The following is an 18,463-nucleotide window of genomic DNA, read 5'->3' on the forward strand; positions in this document are numbered from 1 at the left end:
CGGGACGGGCGGCGATCATGTGGCGGCACCTGCGCCGCGAGATCGCCCCGATGTTTCTGGCAGGCGCGGTCATCGGGATCGCGCTTGGCAGCGTGTTCTTGGTGCAATTGGACCCTGCGATTCTGCAGATCGCCCTAGGCTCCTTTATACTTTAGTCGATCACAGTCACGCCACCGGCCTTCATGCGGAGGTCGACCGCGATCGCTGGGGGCTTATCAAGTTTCCTGACGATGTTTTTCGGCGGCACCGGCCCATGTGTCGGCGCTTATCTGCGCAGCCTCAAACTCGATCGGCTCACCCTTGTGGCGCCCCACGCGACGCTGATGACCTTTCAGCACCTTCTCAAGACCGTAGCATTCGGATTGCTGGGCTTCGCATTTTCCACTTGGGCCAGCCTGTTTGCGTGCTGATCGGACAGCTGGGGTTCACGCTTACAACGTTTCTGTTCCTGCTCAGCAGCATGGCGATCCTGTCAAGGTTCCAGGACCCCGCCCTGATCACGGGATTGGCCGCGCTAATCTCGCTGATCGGGTGGGTGGTGTGAACCTTCGCCTTAGACACCCGGTTTCCCCGCGGATGGTTCGAGCCGGCCCTGCCCATGGACCCCCAGATGGGGCTTGTCTTCCTGGTCACGCTCTATTGCGCGGCCCGGATGGGGGCGGGCATCCGGGCCATTCTCTTCAACATTCCCGGCACGGCGGGGGCCGCGGCAACACCCCAGGATGGCTATCCCATGGCCAAGCAAGGCAAAAGGCAGCAGGCGCTGGCAATCAGCTTCGTCGCCTCGGCCCTTGGCGGGCTGCTGACCACCATTAACGCGCTCCCGGCCATGCCGCTGCTGGCCCGTACCGGGTCCTACGTGCATTCGGTCGAGATGATAGTAGTGATGCTGTTCGGGGTTTTACTGATCGCGTCGATTGCAGCCCAGGGCATGCTCAAGGGCCTGGTCGCTTGTTTCTTCGGCTTGATGATCGGTGCGATCGGGACGGATGTGGTCTACGCCACGCCCGCGGCATCTTCGGGTTTCTGACACTTTACGACGGTGTGCCGCTCGTCCCGGCGCTGGTGGGCCTCTTTGCCGTGTCCGAGGCGTACATTATCATCGAAAAAAAGGCGATCATCACCGACGACGCCGAGCTGAAGGATCCCAACTGGCATGACACGTTCGACGGGGTGCGCATCGCGCTCTCGCGTTGGTGGCACATCGCCTGGAGACGTATGGGCTGCGATTGATACGGGATGGCAGAGTTCCGGCACTGGTCCGGTCGGATGGGTGGCAAGTGGTCGACCATGCGTCGAAATTCGCCTCGGCCTTCACATGGTCGCAGGACATGGGGCTGGATGAAGCTGACGTGTTCGAAAGACTGACCCAGTCCAACGCAAAGCGGTTCACGGTGATCGACAGCACGCCGCTCGAGACGGCGATCCCGGATCCCCTACCAATCCTGCGGTCGAGGCATGTTAAGAGCGCCCCTACAGGATGCACGGCTTACTTGCGCCCTCCGCCGCGATGGCGATCGATGCAGCTGGCATTTTGGCTGTCCAAACCCACAGCCAAGCGATTTATGCCTTGCGCGAAAGTATCGCAGACAGTCTCGATCTGCCTTTGGAACAGGTCGTGTTGATCCACACGCCGGGCGCGGGCTGTTACGGGCACAATGGCGCCGATGACGCGGCTTTCGAGGCGACACTGGTCGCCATGTCCATGCCGGGCTCGCCGGTCCTACTCAAGTGGACCCGGGAAGAGGAGCGCGCCTGGGAACCATATGGCACCGCACCGGCCGCGGAGTTGCGCGCAACGCCGGATGCGGAGGGGGGCATTTCCGCCTATTCCGCCGAAGCCATCAGCGGAACGCATCGCGGCGCCCGTGACCGGGGCCGTGCAGGGCGGGTCCGGCCAATCATCTGCAGGCGGATCCCATCGGGCCCTTGCCCGCGCAGCCGGACCTCAACCGGCATGGGGGAATGCACCGCTCTCTCGACCCGATCTACGCGTTTCCCGAAAAGCGGTTCGTCAAGAACCTGGTCGATGACATGCTGCACCGGACCTCGGCCCTGCGCTGCCTCGGAGGGGCGCGCAACAATTCTGTGCTGGAGAGCTTCATGGAAGAGCTCGCTCATGCGCAGTCGTGGGATTCTCTGGAGTACCGGTTTTCTCAACTGCTGGACCCGCGGGCGATTGCCGTGCTCGGCCATCTCGAGGACTGCCTCGGGGCACTGCCCTTGGCGGCGAGCCTGAGCCGCGGGATCGCCCATGCCCAATACAAGAACGAAATGAACCGGCTCGTGGTGGCCGTGGATCTCAGGGTCACGGATGATGCGGCCGTCGAATTGATCAACCCGGTGGTGGTCGCCGATACGGGACGAGTCCAGGACCGTGCCGGTCTGGACGCACAACTCTAGGACGGTTTCCTGCAAGCCGCGAGCTGGGCGCTTTGCGAGGAAGTCACTTGGGACCGCGATGGAACTACCTCGCGGGACTGGGAGAGTTATCAGGTTATGCGCTTCGAGCAGGTGCCGCACATGCAGGTGCATATCCTGGACCGACCGGACGCGCCATCGGTCGGGGCAGGGCAGGCGTCCCCAGGCCCCACCGTGGCGGCTATCGGCACCGCACTCTTCGGCGCTACGGGCCTTCGGATGCGACGTTTGCCTTTCACGGCGGATGCCATCCGTCGACAAGCGCTCATGACCTGACAGGTCACTCCCGGAGCAGGTAAGCCGGGGGTGGGGTCGCCGACGCGTCTGCAAGGTACCGAACTTGGCCGCGATGACGCCCCTGGTGGCGACCCATGACGAGAAAGTACCGGATCTGCCAAGGTGGGTGACGATGTCACCGTCGTTATGGGAGATGGTATGGCACTGCTTCTCCATCATTTGTGGAGAAGCGCCATGAACACATCCCGCCACAGACCCGCTGACGCTTGGTCGCCCCTCTATTTCCTGGCATCGCTGGGGTCCGGAGGCCTGGTTGTCACGTTTTTCATGTACCTGATGTTCTGGGTGCCCCATCCGGGCCAACCCGTGCCGGTTTTCGAAGATATCCGAGCCGCGTTCGGGACCGGCGGACTGCCTCAGCAGGCTGCCATCGTCATTGCGGTGGCCGGGATCGCGGGGTTTGCATTTCTCAACATCAAACTGCTGATATGGAACCTCGCCCGCCTGTCGGAATTCCGCAAGACAGACGCCTTTGCGCAGCTCGTCAACTCGAACGGCGAAACCCAACTGCTGGCAATGCCGCTGGCGCTGGCTATGTCGGTCAATGCCGGTTTCATCCTTGGCCTTGTCTTTGTTCCGGGACTGTGGACCGTGGTGGAGTATCTCTTTCCACTGGCCATGCTTGCCTTTGCCTTCATCGCCGTTGTCGCGTTCCGCCGTATCGGGGCGTTTCTCGGGCGGGTTCTGAGCGATGGCGGCGTCTTTGATGTGACGGCAAACAATTCCTTCGCCCAGCTTCTGCCCGCTTTCGCCCTGTCGATGATTGCTGTCGGCATGTCCGCACCCGCGTCGATGAGCACGCTGCCCCTGACCGTGGGCATTTCGCTTGTTCTGTCGATCATGCTCGGGGTCATCGCAGGGCTTTACGCCTCGGTCGCGGCGATCGTCGCGTTAAACTCGATGCTGCATCACGGCACCGCGCGGGAAAGCGCGCCGACGCTGATGGTCGTCGTGCCAATCCTGACGGTGCTGGGGATCATGACCATGCGGCAGGAGCACGGTTTGCACACAACATTCGACGGCCAGGGCGGTGTGGCCGACACGCTCTTGCTGACAACCGCGATCCTCGCGGTCCAGCTTGTTTTCCTCGTGCTCGGGCTGTTGGTGCTGCAGCGTCAGAAATACGCCACCGCCTACCTGCGCGGAGATGGCTATTCGGCGGGCTCCTACGCGTTGATTTGCCCCGGTGTCGCCCTCAGCGTGATGCTGCATTTCTGGATCAACAAGGGGCTGGTCGAGGCGGGGCTGATCGCCAAGTTCGGGGGCGCCTACTGGTCCCTGACGGCGCTGGCCATCGCCAGCCAGTTCGCCATGATCGGGCTCTTGGTCCTGCTCAACCGGCGCCACTTTGCCAGACGCGCTGCGGATGCCGCGGTCCCGGCGGAGTAACGGCGGGGCCGGCCTGCGCCTTGAGAAGGGGCAAGACGTGCAGCCCTGCGATGCGACATTGGAAGACATCTCGCTGGTCGACGGTCTCGTTGCGGCAGGGGGCGTTGTCAAATCCGCCGACAAGGGCGACACGGCGTTTCAGTGGCAAGGGCAGCCCAAGGCGTTCGTGCTTGTGACGCAAGGCAAGTTGACCGTTCATTTCCGCAAGACGGGCCAACGGCTTGCCTGGGCCGAATGTCGGGCGACGCAGGGACAGGATTGCATGCCGGTCACAGCTGCCATCCTGTCCGGAAGCCCGATTGCGATACGCGCGACCTGCACGGCGCCCTGTTTCTGGATCGAACTCGCTCCGAAACGGTTCCACCAACTCGTCGATGATCATCTCGGGTTCCGGCGCGCCTTGTTTGCAGAACATGCCAATCGCCTGCCCAAGTTCTTTGCGCGCGTCTCGGCCAAGAATGTGCTCGGTTTCGACCAGCGCCTTGCGGATTGGCTCTTGGGTCATGTGCGCGAAGGGGCTGTCGTCGCGACCCATGGCGATATTGCCGCCGAGTTGCTGACAGCGCGGGAGGTCGTTTCGCGCGGGTTGCGGGACTTCGCCGTGAAAGGCTGGATCACGCAGGAACGTGGCTGCATTTTCCTGGAGGCGCCTGCCGCCCTGGCGAGGGTTTCGAAGGGCTACCTTGCCCGACCGAGTTCCGGTTCAAGGCCCAGGGGCATCCCGGCGCCTTGATCATGCCAGGCAAGCGGCAAGCTGAAGATGCTCAGAGCGCACCAAAGACGCCCGCCTGCGCCGCAGCCCGACGCGCCGAGGCTGCCCTACCGTTGCAGCGCGCGTCGATCGCAGCCGTGGTCTTTCTCGCCTCTGCGCTCCTGCCCGCAATGCCGAGGCACTATACCCGGGGTCTTCTGTGCGATGCCAAGGGCACCGACCCGGTGCTGCCTGTCCTCGTGGTTTTGTCGTCGGCTCGGGCGGGGATGCTGGCATCCGGGTCCAAGGGTTGGCGCGGACCGCCCGGCCTGAAACTGCACAAGGGCAGACGGTTTGCGGCTCTGCCGAAGCAACGTGCGCATCGCAGGTTCGGTGCGGGCTGGTGCCCTGTTCGAAGAAAGTCGCGCCCGCCTGTCTCTGGCGCGCAGCATACTCGACCGCGTGCCGGTTTTATTTTCAATGAGACGCCAAGGGGCTGGACCCGGCGCCCGCAACGTCGGTTTTGAGCGGGGTCTGAAAGGCGCTGTCGATGGTCCTTGTCCCTGCCGCGATGCTTCGTGGGGCGGATCATTCGATTTTCGATCGCACCTGTCACTTTCCATGCCTGTTATGTGACAGAGTCACCAACGCTTTCGGTCCGCCGGGTTTAGTCATTGGCCAGTTGGACATGAAGGTTCGTCGCACTCGCGGCGTTGCTGGAGGGCTTATGTTGGAACTGGACATTGTAAAGCAGCCGTTCGCCTTGCGCGATGACTGCCATCCATCACGGTCTCTCGCTGCCTGTCACGCGGGGACTGTCCCGGGCCGCAATCTTCGTCGTGATAAGCGCCCATGGGCTGGAGCGGCAGCGTGACCGCAGGCTGATCGAGGAACACGACCCACCGACACCTGCGGTCGGGGCGGAACAAGGGAGTGCCGGAGGGCGACCCTACCCGAAGGAGGACATCATGGACAGAAGACAATTCCTGACAGCGGCAGTCGCCGGGGGGGCTGCGGCCTCGCTCGTCTCGCCAAGCGCCGAGGCACAGGTCAGCCCCGTTCAGACATCGGCGCGCATCGTGATCATCGGCGCGGGGGCGGGTGGCACCGCCCTGGCCAACCGGCTGGTGCGGCGGCTCGAAGGCGCGCAGATCACTTTGATCGACCCGCGCCGGGAGCACCTCTACCAGCCTGGCCTGACGCTGGTGGCGGCCGGTTTGAAACCGGGGGGATACGTGGTCTCGGACACGGCAAAATGGCTTCCGGAGGGGGTGACATGGCTGCCCGAGCGCGTGGTCGCCGTGGACGCGGAGGCTAAGACCGTCTCGACCGAGAGCGGCGAGACGCTCGGTTACGACTGGCTGGTCGTCGCACCAGGTCTGGTCCTCGATCACGATGCGATCGAGGGGTTCAGTCTGGACATGGTGGGCGAGAACGGGATCGGCGCGCTCTATGCCGGGCCCGAGTATGCTGCGCGCACCTGGGCAGCCGCCAGCCGTTTTGTCGAGGACGGCGGCACGGGGCTCTTCACCCGTCCGTCGACCGAGATGAAATGCGCTGGCGCGCCGCTCAAGCATACGTTCCTGATCGACGACATCGCGCGTCGGGCGGGCAATGCGGGGCGGATGAACATGGTCTACGTCGCGCCGCAAGCCACGCTCTTCGGGGTGCCCATCGTGGCCGAGAAGGTCCGGATGCTGTTCGAGGACCGCGGTGTCGACACCATGATGAACCGCACGCTGACCGGCATTGATGCGGGCGCGAGACGGGCAACCTTTGCCACCGGGTCCGGCTCGGAAGAGGTGGAGTATGATTATATCCACGTCGTCCCGCCGCAACGTGCGCCGGACTTCGTGCGCCGCTCGGGGCTGTCCTGGGCCGACAGATGGACCGACCAGGGCTGGGTCGAATGCGACATGGCCACCCTGCGCCACCTGCGCTACCCCGAGGTTTTCGCGCTCGGCGATGTCGCCGGGGTGCCCAAGGGCAAGACCGCGGCGTCAGTCAAATGGCAGGTGCCCGTGGTCGAGGATCACATCGTTGCGGGCATCGAGGGCCGGGAAGGCACCGAGACCTATGACGGCTACACTTCCTGCCCGATGATCACCCGGATCGGGCGCGCCATGCTGGTGGAGTTCGACTACCACGACAACCTCGTGCCGTCCTTCCCCGGCATGATCGCGCCGCTCGAAGAGCTGTGGATCAGCTGGCTGATGAAGGAAGTGGCGCTGAAGGCCACCTACAACGCGATGTTGCGTGGCCGAGCCTGAGGAGAAAAAGAAATGCAAGATCTGACATTCGAAACGCTGATCGCCGTTTTCGAGGAAATTTTCGGCCGCGGCCTGTTCTGGTTCATGGTGGCCGCAGCGGTTTTGGTGACTTTCGGCTATTTCTACGTGCTCATTCGCGACCGGGAGGTGAGCTGGAAGAAATTCCTCGTGGCGCAGCTGTCCATGCCCGTGGGCGCGGTCCTTGCGGTCTGGTTCGTCATGGTGATGACCGACAGCCGCCTCGCGGATCTCGGCGGGCCGATCGACATCATCCTCTTTCTCGGCATCGCCGTGATGGGGGCCATCGGCATGGCCATTCTCGTCTATACTCTCGAAGCGCTTCTCGGCACGAAGCGTACCAAGGGTGAGGCGGACATCTGACACCGCTGTCGGAGCGGGGGATTTCCCGCACCCTCGCTCCGCACAATGCAACCAAATCAAGGGCAGGCCCAATGTCGACTTCTGTTAGGTATTCCCGCATTCAAGTGGCCCTGCATTGTGGGATCGTGTTTCTCGTGGCCGCTCGATACCTGCTGCTCGCGCTGCATGTCGCGGGGGCCGTTGTGCAGAAAGTCCGGTTGAAAACCGATGGAATGACACGAATGCCTCCGGCACCCATCTTCGCGGACGGGGCAGCACAGGAGCGTGAAACATGAGCACCGACGCAAACCCGGGCGATGCAGCCGCGGCACCGCAGCCATCGCTCGCCCATTATCCGATCACGGTCTTCGGGATCACCATGGGGGTTCTGGGCCTTGCCCTGGCCCTGCGGGCGGGCGGCTTTGAGGGGGCCTCGGTGGCGATTACCGTCCTTGGGGCGCTTGTTCTGATCCTGCTCGGCGCGCTCTATGGGCTGAAGTCCCTGCGCCATGCCGCCTTTGTCGCGCAGGAATGGCACCACCCTGTCCGGCTGGCGTTCTTTCCCGCCGCCAACATCTCGATCCTGCTTTTGTCCTTGTTGCTGCAGAGCGGGATGCCCGCACTTTCTGCAGCCCTGTGGATCATCGGCGCCGTCGTGCAGGCGATCCTCACGGTGGTGATTGTCTCGGCCTGGATCTCCCATCGCGCCTTCGGCCCGGCCATGCTGTCGCCTGCCTGGTTCATCCCGGCTGTGGCCAACGTGATCTTGCCCCTTGGGGGGGCCCATCTCGGCTATCTCGAGGTCAGTTGGTATTTCTTCTCGGTCGGGTTGCTGTTCTGGCTGATCCTGTTGACACTGGTCTTTAATCGCTTGATTTTTCACGATCCTCTGCCTGGCAAGCTGCGCCCGACCCTCGTCATCCTGATCGCCCCGCCGTCCGTCGGCTTTCTCGCCTGGCTTGCCTTGAATGGCGGGCAGATCGATGCGCTGGCCCATGTCTTGCTCAGCACTGGGGTCTTCTTCGCAGCACTTGTCGCGGTGCAGGTACCTGCGCTGCTGCGGCTGCCCTTCGCGATGTCGTTCTGGGCACTGTCCTTCCCGCTGGCCGCGCTGACGACGGCGATGTTTCGCTATGCGGACCTGTCGGGGTCCGGGATGCACCGTGCGGCCGGCCTTGTCCTGCTATGCCTGCTCGGCCTCACCATTCTCGGGCTCGGCCTGCGGACGATCCGCGCGGCGATGGCCGGGGAAATCTGCCAACCGGAATGACGTGCACTCCCAAGCCGCCGCTTCAGGCGGCTGCAGGCGAGTTCTGCAGATCGGCACGGGCCGCCTTGAGGCATGCACCAATCTTTCGAAACACCTCGATTTTTGGCGAACTCTTGCGCCACGCCAGCGCCACCCTGCGCGGACAGGCACCATCAACCCGGCCCAGATGTAACCTGTGGCCCTGCGAGATCCCGGCATCGACCGCCAGGTCCGGCAAGAGCGTGATCCCCAAATCCTCTTCCACCATCGCAACCAGGGTCGAGAGGCTGGTGGCCGAGAAACTCTGATCCTCGTCCAGGTTGATCCCGGAAAAGCTGGAAATCGCATGGCGCTGCAGGCAATGACCCTTCTCCAGCAAGAGCAGTTGCCGATCTGCCAGATCTCCCGCGCCCACGCTGCTGCGATTGCCCAGCGGATGGTCCGTTGGGGTGGCCAGCCGGTAGCCGTCGGAGAACAGCATCTCGGCCTCGATCTGCGTCGGCAGCGGATGCGGCAGCGCCAGCAGCAAAAGGTCAAGCCGCCCCTCCAGCAGCCCGGCCACCAGCGGCTCTGTCAGTTCCTCGCGCAGATAGAATTTCGTCTCCGGCAGGGCGCGCCGCAGCAGCGGCATGGCCCGCGGCATCAGGAATGGTCCCACCGTGGGGATGGCCCCCAGACGCAGGACCGAGGCGCCCGCAGCGTTCTCACGGGCGGCGCGCTGTTCGAAATCCTGCACCTGTGCGAGGATGGCCCGGGCACGCTCGGCCAGATCGCGACCGACCGGGGTCATCATCACGCTTTGTTTCGTGCGTTCGGCCACCTTGATCCCCAGACGTTCCTCGAGCTCCTTCAGACCGGTGGACAGGGTGGATTGGGTCACATGGCAAAGCTCGGCCGCCCTGGAGAAATTCCCGGTGTCATCGAGCGCCGCGAGAAAGCGGAGTTGGCGCAGGGTGGTCATGGATTATCGCTTTATTGAATTACGATGAGGGATACAATCAATTTCAAAGATCAGGGCGGAGCGACTACGTCATGTTCATCATCACAACACGGAGCCAAGACATGAATGCCCATGCCACCCCCACGCCCGAGACCTCTGTCGGCCTGCCACGTCTGAACGAACCGGCGCCCGCCTTCGACGCACTGACAACCGATGGGCGCAAGACGAACGCCGATTACAAGGGCAAGTGGCTGATCCTGTTTTCGCATCCGGCGGATTTCACGCCGGTTTGCACCACCGAATTCGTGGCCTTCGCCAACCGCGCAGAAGAGTTCGCCGCGCTCGACACGCAGCTTCTCGGCCTGTCGATCGACAGCCATTATGCTCATATTGCCTGGATGCGGTCGATCAAGGCCAGCTTCGGCATCGAAATTCCGTTTCCGATCATTGCCGATCTCGACATGAAGGTCGCGCAAACCTACGGCATGATCCAGCCGGGTGCCTCGGACACCCAGGCCGTGCGGGCGACCTTCGTGATCGATCCCGAAGGCATCCTGCGGGCGATGGTCTACTATCCGATGACCAACGGGCGCTCCGTAGACGAATTCCTGCGCCTTGTGAAAGCGCTGCAGACCTCGGATACGCACAAGGTCGCCACGCCGGAAAACTGGACGCCGGGCCAGGACGTCATCGTGCCGACCCCGCAAACCGCGGCAGCGGCAGAGGCCCGCATGTCCGAAGGGTTCGACACCAAGGACTGGTATTTTTCGACCAAGTCGCTCTGATGGGCTGAGCAGAAGTACAGGCGCAACCGCCATGCGGTTGCGCCCGTGCGCCGAAAGTGAACCGATCGCCCGGGAGGCAAGAATATGGACGCGTCATGGATCGCCAAGTTCAAGGGGCTGAGCCGTCTGCCCGCCGACATACAAGCAGAGCTCGAAGACGGCAGCCAGATCGTATCGGTCCCTGCGGGGACACAGATCTTCGCCCCCGGTCAGACGGCCGATAACCTGCTTCTGCTGCTCGACGGCACGGTCAAGGTGCAGCAGAAATCCGAAACCGGGCGGGAGGTGTTCCTCTACCGGGTGCATGCCGGGGAAAGCTGCGTTCTGACCACCGCCTGCATGCTGGCATTCGAGGATTACTCGGCCGAAGGCACTGCGGAAACAGCGGTGAAGGCCGTCGCCATTCCCCGCAAGATGTTTGACGATCTCGTTGCGAAGTCTCCGGTGTTCCGCGAGTTTGTCTTTACGGCCTATTCGCGCCGGATCACCGATCTTTTCACCTTGATCGACGATATCGTGTTCCAACGTATGGACGTGCGCCTGGCGTCGCGGTTGCTGGAACTCGCGGATCGCAGCGACGTGGTGCATGCCACACATGCCGTCCTCGGCACCGAGCTTGGAACCGCGCGCGAGGTCATCTCGCGGACCCTGTCGGAATTCCAGCGCCGAGGCTGGATCGAGCAGTCGCGGGGCGAGGTGCGTATCGTCGGCCGGGAAGGTCTCGAACGGCTGGTGAAATCCTCCGGCGCCCATGGCTCATAGCCGGCTCCCGGTTCGTGATGTGCCGCTCGGTGACCAAGTCACCAAAGCCACGCCGCGCGTCGTGGCATAGAGGATGCATCGATTCTGGAGGGAACGAAAATCATGACCACGAACATGGGAACACTCGACCGGGTCGCGCGGCTCCTCATCGCCGCAGCGCTGCTCTTTGCCGCGCTCGGCACCTCGATGCTGGGCGCGGGCCTTCTGTTCTGGATCGCCCTGATCGTCGCGGGCGTATTCACCCTGACCGCCTTTGTCGGCAACTGCCCGCTCTACAGCGTCGTCGGGCTCAAGACGTGCAAGGACTGCGGATGATCGAGACAGCATTCACACCCTGGGCCTCGTTGTCGGGGGGCATTCTGATCGGAGTCGCCGCGACCCTGCTGATGCTGGTGCTCGGTCGCGTCATGGGCGCGACCGGTGTGCTCGCCGGTTTGGTTCAGCCGTCCTCGGGACAGGATTTCGCCTGGCGTGCCGCGCTCCTGGCGGGCATGGTCACGGGCCCTACCGTTGTCTGGCTGATCACCGGCCAGATGCCCGCCGTGCAGGTCCCGGTTTCGACCGTGGCCCTCGTGATCGGCGGTCTGATCGTCGGTATCGGTGTGACCTTCGGGTCGGGCTGCACCTCCGGGCACGGGGTGTGCGGCATGGCGCGGTTGAGCCCGCGGTCGATCGTGGCGACGCTCACCTTCATGGCGGCGACCTTCGCGACCGTCTTCGTCGTCCGTCACGTGATCGCAGGGTGATGCCATGAAACTGATTGCAACTTACCTGATCGGCCTGATCTTCGGTGTGGGCATCGCCCTGTCCGGCATGGCGAACCCCGCGAAGGTTCTGAATTTCTTCGATATCGCAGGGTCTTGGGACCCTTCGTTGATATTCGTGATGGGCGGTGCGCTGATCACGACCTTCATCGGCTACAAGCTGGTGTTCGGTCGCGCAGCACCGCTCTTGGAGGAGAAGTTCAGCCTGCCGACATCCAGCGCAATCGACGCAAGGCTTGTCGGAGGCTCCGCCGTTTTCGGCATCGGCTGGGGAATTGCCGGGTTCTGCCCGGGCGGCGCCTTGCCCGCGCTCGGCACCGGCCGGTGGGAGGTCTTCGCCTTCACCGCCGCGCTCATCGCCGGCATCTTCCTGGCCAAGTTCATCCAGTCTGCGGCCACACGCCGGTCCGCGTCCGCGACCTGATCTCTTTACTCTGAGGAGTATAACGCAAATGACGACCTATCCCGTCAACATGGACATCAAACCGTCCGTTCAGGCCTTCTTCGACGAGGCCACGAACACGATCAGCTATATCGTCAAAGACCCGTCATCCAACGCCTGCGCCATTGTCGACAGCGTGATGGACATCGACTACGCCGCCGGGCGCATCACCTATGATCACGCCGACGCATTGATCCGCGAAATCGAGACGCAAGGGCTCAAGCTGGAGTGGATCATTGAAACCCACGTCCATGCCGACCACCTGTCCGCCGCGCCCTACATCCAGCAAAGGTTGGGTGGCAAGATCGGCATCGGATCGAAGATCCTGGTCGTGCAGGACACGTTCGGCAAGGTCTTCAACGAAGGCACCGAATTCCAGCGCGACGGCTCGCAGTTCGACCGGCTCTTCGAGGATGGCGATACCTACACTATCGGCAACATGCAGGCCTTCGCCATGTACACCCCGGGTCACACACCCGCCTGCATGGTGCATGTGATGGGCGACGCGGCCTTTGTGGGCGATACGCTCTTCATGCCGGACGGCGGCTCGGCCCGGGCCGATTTCCCGGGTGGGGACGCGGGCGTGCTCTATGACAGCATCCAGAAGGTGCTGGCCCTGCCGGATGAGATGCGGCTTTTCATGTGCCACGATTACGGGCCCGATGGCCGCGACATCCAGTGGGAAACCACCGTCGGCGAAGAGAAGGCGCACAACATCCATGTGGGCGGCGGCAAGACGAAAGAGGAATTCGTCAAGTTCCGGACCGAGCGGGATGCGCAGCTGGATATGCCGAAACTGATCATCCCGTCCCTGCAGGTCAACATGCGCGCGGGCGAGATCCCGACCGACAAGGACGGCAAGCCGATGCTCAAAGTGCCGGTCAACGGTCTGTGAACCCCGGCAGCGACACGATCTTGGACCTCGGAAAGATCACCGACGCGGTCACGGCTACGGGTCCTGCGCGCTCACGCCGACGTGCGGCAGGATCGTCCTGGCCGCGTTCGGTTATGGCGGCGCGCTCAAGCCCGCTTTCCCGGTCTTCCTGCTCGACGGGACCCGGCGCTTGCGGGCGGCCTCGGTCCTGAACGACCCCTCGCTGCCGCCGATCCGCTGGACGGCGATGCTGCACGGCACGGCGTTTATGGCGAGGCCCGAGAGGCTGAAAGTCGCCGTCACGTGACCTGATTGCCAATGTCGCGCAGGTCCTCGCATCCTGTGCGCTGACTTGCGGGCGGAGCGCTACGGCTCCGCTTGCGCCTTTCTTCGGACCAGACATCATGATCGACACACTCAGGCGCCATATCCCCGTGCTCGATTGGGGCCGGACCTATAGCCGTCAGGCATTTTCGAACGACATGATCGCGGCCGTGATCGTGACGATCATGCTGATCCCGCAATCGCTGGCCTATGCCTTGTTGGCCGGTCTGCCGCCCGAGGCCGGGCTTTACGCCTCGATCGTGCCGATCATCCTCTACGCGATATTCGGCACCAGTCGCGCGTTGGCGGTCGGACCCGTTGCGGTGGTGTCGCTCCTGACCGCCTCCGCGGTCGGCCAAGTCGCCGAGCAGGGCACGGCGGGCTATGCCGTCGCGGCGCTGACGCTCGCTTTCCTGTCGGGTGGGTTTCTGGTGCTGATGGGGGTCTTCCGCCTCGGGTTTCTCGCCAACTTTCTGAGCCATCCCGTGATTGCCGGGTTCATCACGGCCTCGGGCATCCTGATTGCCGCGAGCCAGCTCAAACACATTCTCGGGGTCCGTGCCGGTGGGCACACCTTGCCGGAAATCCTTGTCTCCCTGGTCGCGCATCTCGACGAGATCAATTGGATCACGGTCGTGATCGGGGTCGGTGCCTCCGGGTTTCTGTTCTGGGTCCGCAAGAACCTCAAGCCGACGTTGAGCAGGCTTGGCGCCCCCCCATTGCTCGCCGATATCCTGACCAAGGCCGGTCCGGTGGCAGCGGTGGTGGGCACGACATTGGCCGTCTGGGGCTTCGGTCTGGCCGAGCGTGGTGTCAATATCGTGGGCGACGTGCCCCAAAGCCTGCCACCGCTGACCCTGCCCGGCCTCTCGCCTGACCTGGTCGGGGCCTTGCTGGTGCCGGCGATCCTGATCTCGGTGATCGGGTTCGTGGAATCCGTCTCTGTTGCACAGACGCTCGCGGCCAAGAAACGCCAGCGGATCGACCCGGACCAGGAGTTGATCGGGCTGGGCGCGGCCAATATCGGGGCGGCCTTTACCGGCGGATACCCGGTCACGGGCGGTTTTGCCCGCTCGGTAGTGAATTTCGACGCCGGGGCCGAGACACCCGCCGCGGGGGCTTTCACCGCCGTGGGGCTCGCAATTGCCGCGGTGGCCCTGACACCTCTGGTCTACTACCTGCCCACCGCAACGCTGGCGGCCACGATCATCGTGGCGGTGCTGAGCCTTGTCGACCTGTCGATCCTGCGGAAAACCTGGGATTACTCCCGCGCCGATTTCACGGCCGTTGCGGCGACGATCCTGCTCACCCTCGGGCTCGGGGTCGAGGTCGGCGTGGCCTCCGGCGTGACGATCTCGGTCCTTTTGCATCTCTACAAGACATCGCGCCCCCATGTGGCCGAGGTCGGCCTGGTGCCCGGAACCCAGCATTTTCGCAACATCAACCGCCACAAGGTCGATACCGACCCCACCCTGGTGTCCCTGCGTGTGGACGAAAGCCTCTATTTCGTGAATGCCCGCTTCCTCGAGGATCTTATTCAGAAGCGCGTGACCGAAGGATGTCGCATCGAAAACGTTGTTCTGATGTTCTCGGCGGTCAACGAAGTGGATTACTCCGCGCTGGAAAGCCTCGAGGCGATCAACCACCGGCTGAAGGACATGGGCGTCGGTCTGCACCTGTCCGAGGTGAAGGGGCCGGTGATGGACCGGCTCGAAAGATCCCATTTCATCCGCGATCTCAACGGACAGGTATTTTTGTCGCAATACGAAGCCTGGATGCACCTGTCGAAACCCGGGCTTGGGCAGGTGACGGAGTAGACGCGCGCGGTCGACATGCTCTCACCCGACGGGACGCAGAAGGCCGAGTCGGTCCATGGGCGCGTCCATTTCCCGAAGATCGCCGATGTCATTGTCCCCAAGGCGGCGACGGGAAGGCGCCGCGCGCAGCTTCAGCGCAGCCATAGCCTGTTGCGCTTGAGCGTGTTGCGGATCGTGCGTTCATGGGGGGGCAGGGCGGTCCGGTCGAAGAGTGCCCGCGCCTTGGCTCCGCGCCCCTGATAGATCATGCGCTTGGCGGCCTCGGAGCCCTTGAGCACCTTCTTGACCTTGTTGGGGGCGGTGACCCGCATCAGCGTCTCGACCACCGCGTCGCTCTCTCGCGCGAAGAGCAGCGGCAGCAGCCGGTAGTGACAACTGACCCGCCCATCCAGCAGCCCCTCAGGGATCGTGTTGCGCGCGCCACCGAGCCCATGGATCACCAGCGGCAGCGCCACCTGATCGAGCCAAGGGTCCAGCGGCTGGCAGATCAGCGCCGCGGGCGGGTCGTCCCGGATACTGCGGGCGATCTCCAGGAACTGCTTATGAAACACCTGCGGACAGGCGCCGAAAAACCAGCCCGCGTTGAAATAGAGATACCGCTCCCAGTATTCCTCCGGCTGGCTGTGGTCGAGGGAGCTTTCGAAATCCAGCCCGAACCGGTCATAGAGCGCGCGCCAGATCTCGGTATAGCCGGGACCGTACAGTTCAATCACCGGCCAGGTTCCCGTCCGCCGCATCGAGGCCGTGGGCCGCGCGAAGTCGAACGGCACCTCCGACAGTGGTCCGGTAAACAGCGTGTCTGTGTCAAAAAACACGAAGGGCGCGCCCTCGGGCAGCACCTTCAATGCCTCGATCTTGTTGCCATGGGGGTAGGAGGCCCCGAACACCTCCGAAGCGAAGGGCAAAATCACCGCCCCGAACTCCGCCTCCAGCAAGGCGCGCACCTCCGGCTCCGCCCGCGGATCGGTGCCGGGCCAGAGCGGCCCGGGCTGCGGCTCGGCAAAAACCAGCCTTCCTGCAAACTCCGGATTGGCCGCCCGAAACGACGCCGCGAAGATCACAGCCTCATAAGACAGCCGTCCAGCCTGAATCACCGCCAGGACATCGGGCGCTGGGTTGCTCATCTCTGGGCCTGTTCCATTTTTTGCAGTATGCCGGGACCACCGGTGGGCACAATTGCTATTCCACCTTGGTAAACGGAGTGTGCAATGATCCGAACTTCTCTTGCCGTGCTGTTGCTGGCGATCGCAACCCCGACTTGGGCGGCCAACTTCACCACCGCCGCCGAGGTGAAGCCCATCCTCGACGCGACGAAGTCCAGCTGGGTGGCGATCCGCAAGCTGAACGGCCAGGACCTGCTGTATTTCACCCAGATCGAGAGCTGGCGCTGTGGGCTGACGCAGATCACCTTCCGCGTCAACGGCGCGCCCGAGACCTACAACAAGTTCATGGAGCCCTGCTACGAAGGCACCCCGGCCCCGAACGCGTTCCGCCTAGACAGCCATCTGCCTTACGTGACCTTCCAGCCCGACAGCCTGACGAGCGTCGAGGTCACGCTGACCTACGAAGACGGGACTACCGACACCGCTACGTTCCAGCGCTCCGAGATCGAATTGCAATAGCAGGGGGCGCGGGGCCTACCCGGCCAGCCGGTGTGGGTCCGCGATATGGGCCAGCGCCCGGTCCAGCGTGCCGAGCCCGGCCTCAGGGCGATGCCCTTCTTCGGACAGCACTCGCCGCCAGCCCCGCGCCCCGGGCCGTCCGGCAAAGGCACCGAGCATATGGCGCGTGATCTGCGCCAGCTTGCCGCCGCGCGCCAGATGGTCGGCGATGTAGGGGCGCATCGCCTCCACCGCCGTCTCGGCACTTACCGTTTCCGCCCCACCGAAGAAACGCCGGTCCGCATCGCCCAGCACCCGGGCAGGCTCGTGATAGGCCGCGCGCCCGATCATTACCCCGTCGAGTCCCGATGCCAGATGCGCCGCCGCCTGATCCAGATCGGTGATCCCGCCATTGATCGACAGGTGCAGCCCCGGGAAGGCCTGTTTCATCCGCACCACCAGCGGATAGTCCAGCGGCGGAATATCCCGGTTCTCCTTCGGGCTGAGCCCCTGCAACCACGCCTTGCGCGCGTGGATGGTGAACCGGCGCACCCCGGCCTCCGACACCGTGCGCAGGAACCCCGGCAGCATCTCCTCCGGTTGCTGGTCATCGACACCGATCCGGCACTTCACGGTGATCTCGGGACCGTCCGAAGCCGCGATCATCGCCGCCACGCAGCGCGCCACAAGCGCCGGCTGCTCCATCAGAACCGCACCGAAACATCCCGACTGCACCCGGTCCGAGGGGCAACCGACATTCAGGTTGATTTCGTCGAAGCCATGGCCGCAAGCGATCCGCACAGCCTCCGCCAACTCCACCGGGTCCGACCCCCCGAGTTGCAGCGCCAAGGGATGCTCGGCTTCGGCATGCTCCAGCAGCCGTCCCGCATCCCCCCGCACAACTGCCGGAGCCGTCACCATCTCGGTATAAAGCAACGCATGCTGCGTGAACTGCCGATGGAACATCCGGCAATGGCGGTCGGTCCAATCCATCATGGGCGCCACGGAAAGCCGAGAAGAGCCGCAAGAATTTGATTTTTCTTCACTAATCATCTCTCACCCGTCGGCTGCTCAGCTTCAAAACCACTCCATTCCGGCGGGTTATGCCTTATTTCGCCGGGTTTCGCGAGCCGTGTTGCTACGGCGTAGCAACTCACGACGCCACGCGTTTAAGCGGTCGAGAGGCCCTCCCACGCCGTCAGAGCGTCCCGATTTCCGGGGTTCTGACCTCGGACCAACCTTCTGTCTACAATCGACCAAGGAAGTCCAACTATGACCGCAAACATCATCCAGTTTCCCGGCAACCGAGTGGCCGCACCGCTCCCCGCTCCTCAAAATGAAAAAGTGCGTGATGACGGTGCACCGACGAAGAATCTGCCGAGGAGGGATTCGAACACGCGATCAGATGGTCGCCGAATGCATAACCCCAATGACCTGAGAGCCGCTTCTTCCTCCAGTTTGAGGTAGAGTCCGCCCA

Annotated in this window: 21 protein-coding genes and 1 pseudogene; 19 read left to right on the forward strand and 3 right to left on the reverse strand. The window is 63.5% G+C overall.

What is annotated here, in order from left to right; translation table 11 throughout:
• The first annotated feature begins 17 nt into the window (after positions 1 to 17).
• The 11 genes and pseudogenes from PVW48_RS13490 to PVW48_RS13535 all read left to right on the forward strand — a co-directional run bounded on the left by PVW48_RS13490 (position 18) and on the right by PVW48_RS13535 (position 8,698).
• Positions 18 to 155 (forward strand): hypothetical protein, encoded by a 138-nt coding sequence (locus tag PVW48_RS13490; protein ID WP_274581721.1) that lies wholly within the window; start codon positions 18 to 20, stop codon positions 153 to 155.
• Between the two features lie 230 nt (positions 156 to 385).
• A complete protein-coding gene (locus PVW48_RS13495) occupies positions 386 to 544 on the forward strand; it encodes a hypothetical protein (protein WP_274581722.1) in 159 nt (52 codons plus the stop codon).
• 54 nt (positions 545 to 598) lie between these two features.
• A complete protein-coding gene (locus PVW48_RS13500; protein ID WP_274581723.1) occupies positions 599 to 1,030 on the forward strand; it encodes a tripartite tricarboxylate transporter permease in 432 nt (143 codons plus the stop codon).
• A 14-nt stretch (positions 1,031 to 1,044) separates the two neighbouring features.
• Positions 1,045 to 1,233, forward strand: coding sequence for a hypothetical protein (locus PVW48_RS13505; protein ID WP_012179194.1), 189 nt, complete (start codon positions 1,045 to 1,047; stop codon positions 1,231 to 1,233).
• 247 nt (positions 1,234 to 1,480) lie between these two features.
• A pseudogene (locus PVW48_RS20135) lies at positions 1,481 to 1,837 on the forward strand (molybdopterin cofactor-binding domain-containing protein); the annotation flags it as partial.
• 128 nt (positions 1,838 to 1,965) lie between these two features.
• Entirely contained in the window at positions 1,966 to 2,403 is a 438-nt protein-coding gene (locus tag PVW48_RS13510; protein ID WP_274581724.1) for a molybdopterin-dependent oxidoreductase, read from the forward strand.
• A 489-nt stretch (positions 2,404 to 2,892) separates the two neighbouring features.
• Positions 2,893 to 4,107: a TsoY family (seleno)protein gene (locus tag PVW48_RS13515; RefSeq protein WP_274581725.1), complete on the forward strand. Its 1,215-nt coding sequence runs from the start codon at positions 2,893 to 2,895 to the stop codon at positions 4,105 to 4,107.
• Between the two features lie 37 nt (positions 4,108 to 4,144).
• Complete coding sequence (locus PVW48_RS13520; protein WP_274581726.1) at positions 4,145 to 4,840, forward strand: Crp/Fnr family transcriptional regulator; 696 nt, start codon at positions 4,145 to 4,147, stop codon at positions 4,838 to 4,840.
• A 926-nt stretch (positions 4,841 to 5,766) separates the two neighbouring features.
• Entirely contained in the window at positions 5,767 to 7,068 is a 1,302-nt protein-coding gene (locus tag PVW48_RS13525) for an NAD(P)/FAD-dependent oxidoreductase (RefSeq protein WP_274581727.1), read from the forward strand.
• Between the two features lie 12 nt (positions 7,069 to 7,080).
• Complete coding sequence (locus PVW48_RS13530) at positions 7,081 to 7,449, forward strand: DUF5368 domain-containing protein (protein WP_274581728.1); 369 nt, start codon at positions 7,081 to 7,083, stop codon at positions 7,447 to 7,449.
• Between the two features lie 271 nt (positions 7,450 to 7,720).
• Positions 7,721 to 8,698 (forward strand): SLAC1 anion channel family protein, encoded by a 978-nt coding sequence (locus PVW48_RS13535; RefSeq protein ID WP_274581729.1) that lies wholly within the window; start codon positions 7,721 to 7,723, stop codon positions 8,696 to 8,698.
• 22 nt (positions 8,699 to 8,720) lie between these two features.
• On the opposite strand, the gene PVW48_RS13540 is transcribed toward PVW48_RS13535, so the two are convergent.
• On the reverse strand, positions 8,721 to 9,638 hold the full coding sequence (locus PVW48_RS13540) for a hydrogen peroxide-inducible genes activator (protein WP_274581730.1): 918 nt from the start codon (positions 9,636 to 9,638) through the stop codon (positions 8,721 to 8,723).
• Positions 9,639 to 9,709: 71 nt separating this feature from the next.
• On the opposite strand from PVW48_RS13540, the gene PVW48_RS13545 reads away from it, so the two are divergent.
• The 7 genes from PVW48_RS13545 to PVW48_RS13575 all read left to right on the forward strand — a co-directional run bounded on the left by PVW48_RS13545 (position 9,710) and on the right by PVW48_RS13575 (position 15,385).
• Positions 9,710 to 10,402, forward strand: coding sequence for a peroxiredoxin (locus PVW48_RS13545; RefSeq protein ID WP_274581731.1), 693 nt, complete (start codon positions 9,710 to 9,712; stop codon positions 10,400 to 10,402).
• Between the two features lie 84 nt (positions 10,403 to 10,486).
• Positions 10,487 to 11,164: a Crp/Fnr family transcriptional regulator gene (locus tag PVW48_RS13550; protein WP_012179182.1), complete on the forward strand. Its 678-nt coding sequence runs from the start codon at positions 10,487 to 10,489 to the stop codon at positions 11,162 to 11,164.
• Positions 11,165 to 11,266: 102 nt separating this feature from the next.
• Positions 11,267 to 11,479 carry a YgaP family membrane protein gene (locus PVW48_RS13555; RefSeq protein WP_274581732.1) on the forward strand — a complete coding sequence of 71 codons (213 nt, stop codon included), beginning with the start codon at positions 11,267 to 11,269 and terminating at the stop codon, positions 11,477 to 11,479.
• Complete coding sequence (locus tag PVW48_RS13560; RefSeq protein ID WP_274581733.1) at positions 11,476 to 11,910, forward strand: YeeE/YedE family protein; 435 nt, start codon at positions 11,476 to 11,478, stop codon at positions 11,908 to 11,910. The genes PVW48_RS13555 and PVW48_RS13560 overlap by 4 nt, the downstream gene beginning before the upstream one ends.
• Positions 11,911 to 11,914: 4 nt before the next feature.
• Positions 11,915 to 12,352 (forward strand): DUF6691 family protein, encoded by a 438-nt coding sequence (locus PVW48_RS13565; RefSeq protein ID WP_274581734.1) that lies wholly within the window; start codon positions 11,915 to 11,917, stop codon positions 12,350 to 12,352.
• Between the two features lie 28 nt (positions 12,353 to 12,380).
• Entirely contained in the window at positions 12,381 to 13,265 is an 885-nt protein-coding gene (locus PVW48_RS13570) for an MBL fold metallo-hydrolase (protein ID WP_012179178.1), read from the forward strand.
• Positions 13,266 to 13,648: 383 nt separating this feature from the next.
• Positions 13,649 to 15,385 carry a SulP family inorganic anion transporter gene (locus tag PVW48_RS13575; protein WP_274581735.1) on the forward strand — a complete coding sequence of 579 codons (1,737 nt, stop codon included), beginning with the start codon at positions 13,649 to 13,651 and terminating at the stop codon, positions 15,383 to 15,385.
• 131 nt (positions 15,386 to 15,516) lie between these two features.
• Here the strand turns inward: PVW48_RS13575 and PVW48_RS13580 are convergent, their stop codons facing one another.
• Positions 15,517 to 16,509 (reverse strand): hypothetical protein, encoded by a 993-nt coding sequence (locus tag PVW48_RS13580; RefSeq protein WP_274581736.1) that lies wholly within the window; start codon positions 16,507 to 16,509, stop codon positions 15,517 to 15,519.
• Between the two features lie 84 nt (positions 16,510 to 16,593).
• Here PVW48_RS13580 and PVW48_RS13585 point away from each other — a divergent pair, with 84 nt between their 5' ends.
• Positions 16,594 to 17,007 carry a hypothetical protein gene (locus PVW48_RS13585; protein ID WP_012179174.1) on the forward strand — a complete coding sequence of 138 codons (414 nt, stop codon included), beginning with the start codon at positions 16,594 to 16,596 and terminating at the stop codon, positions 17,005 to 17,007.
• Positions 17,008 to 17,022: 15 nt separating this feature from the next.
• Here PVW48_RS13585 and dusA read toward each other — a convergent pair whose 3' ends face one another.
• Positions 17,023 to 18,039, reverse strand: a complete 1,017-nt coding sequence (dusA, locus tag PVW48_RS13590) for a tRNA dihydrouridine(20/20a) synthase DusA (protein WP_274581737.1) — start codon at positions 18,037 to 18,039, stop codon at positions 17,023 to 17,025.
• Between the last annotated feature and the right edge of the window lie 424 nt (positions 18,040 to 18,463).

Origin of the sequence: Dinoroseobacter sp. PD6, from assembly GCF_028807315.1 — a bacterium.
In the GTDB taxonomy this organism is placed as follows: Bacteria; Pseudomonadota; Alphaproteobacteria; order Rhodobacterales; family Rhodobacteraceae; genus Dinoroseobacter; species Dinoroseobacter shibae.

Coding starts and splice junctions, on each gene's coding strand:
- PVW48_RS13490 (WP_274581721.1), top strand. CDS start 18: ATGTGGCGGCACCTGCGCCGCGAGATCGCCCCGATGTTTCTGGCAGGC.
- PVW48_RS13500 (WP_274581723.1), top strand. CDS start 599: ATGGACCCCCAGATGGGGCTTGTCTTCCTGGTCACGCTCTATTGCGCG.
- PVW48_RS13510 (WP_274581724.1), top strand. CDS start 1,966: ATGCACCGCTCTCTCGACCCGATCTACGCGTTTCCCGAAAAGCGGTTC.
- PVW48_RS13515 (WP_274581725.1), top strand. CDS start 2,893: ATGAACACATCCCGCCACAGACCCGCTGACGCTTGGTCGCCCCTCTAT.
- PVW48_RS13525 (WP_274581727.1), top strand. CDS start 5,767: ATGGACAGAAGACAATTCCTGACAGCGGCAGTCGCCGGGGGGGCTGCG.
- PVW48_RS13530 (WP_274581728.1), top strand. CDS start 7,081: ATGCAAGATCTGACATTCGAAACGCTGATCGCCGTTTTCGAGGAAATT.
- PVW48_RS13535 (WP_274581729.1), top strand. CDS start 7,721: ATGAGCACCGACGCAAACCCGGGCGATGCAGCCGCGGCACCGCAGCCA.
- PVW48_RS13540 (WP_274581730.1), bottom strand. CDS start 9,638: ATGACCACCCTGCGCCAACTCCGCTTTCTCGCGGCGCTCGATGACACC.
- PVW48_RS13545 (WP_274581731.1), top strand. CDS start 9,710: ATGTTCATCATCACAACACGGAGCCAAGACATGAATGCCCATGCCACC.
- PVW48_RS13550 (WP_012179182.1), top strand. CDS start 10,487: ATGGACGCGTCATGGATCGCCAAGTTCAAGGGGCTGAGCCGTCTGCCC.
- PVW48_RS13555 (WP_274581732.1), top strand. CDS start 11,267: ATGACCACGAACATGGGAACACTCGACCGGGTCGCGCGGCTCCTCATC.
- PVW48_RS13560 (WP_274581733.1), top strand. CDS start 11,476: ATGATCGAGACAGCATTCACACCCTGGGCCTCGTTGTCGGGGGGCATT.
- PVW48_RS13565 (WP_274581734.1), top strand. CDS start 11,915: ATGAAACTGATTGCAACTTACCTGATCGGCCTGATCTTCGGTGTGGGC.
- PVW48_RS13570 (WP_012179178.1), top strand. CDS start 12,381: ATGACGACCTATCCCGTCAACATGGACATCAAACCGTCCGTTCAGGCC.
- PVW48_RS13575 (WP_274581735.1), top strand. CDS start 13,649: ATGATCGACACACTCAGGCGCCATATCCCCGTGCTCGATTGGGGCCGG.
- PVW48_RS13580 (WP_274581736.1), bottom strand. CDS start 16,509: ATGAGCAACCCAGCGCCCGATGTCCTGGCGGTGATTCAGGCTGGACGG.
- PVW48_RS13585 (WP_012179174.1), top strand. CDS start 16,594: ATGATCCGAACTTCTCTTGCCGTGCTGTTGCTGGCGATCGCAACCCCG.
- dusA (WP_274581737.1), bottom strand. CDS start 18,039: ATGATTAGTGAAGAAAAATCAAATTCTTGCGGCTCTTCTCGGCTTTCC.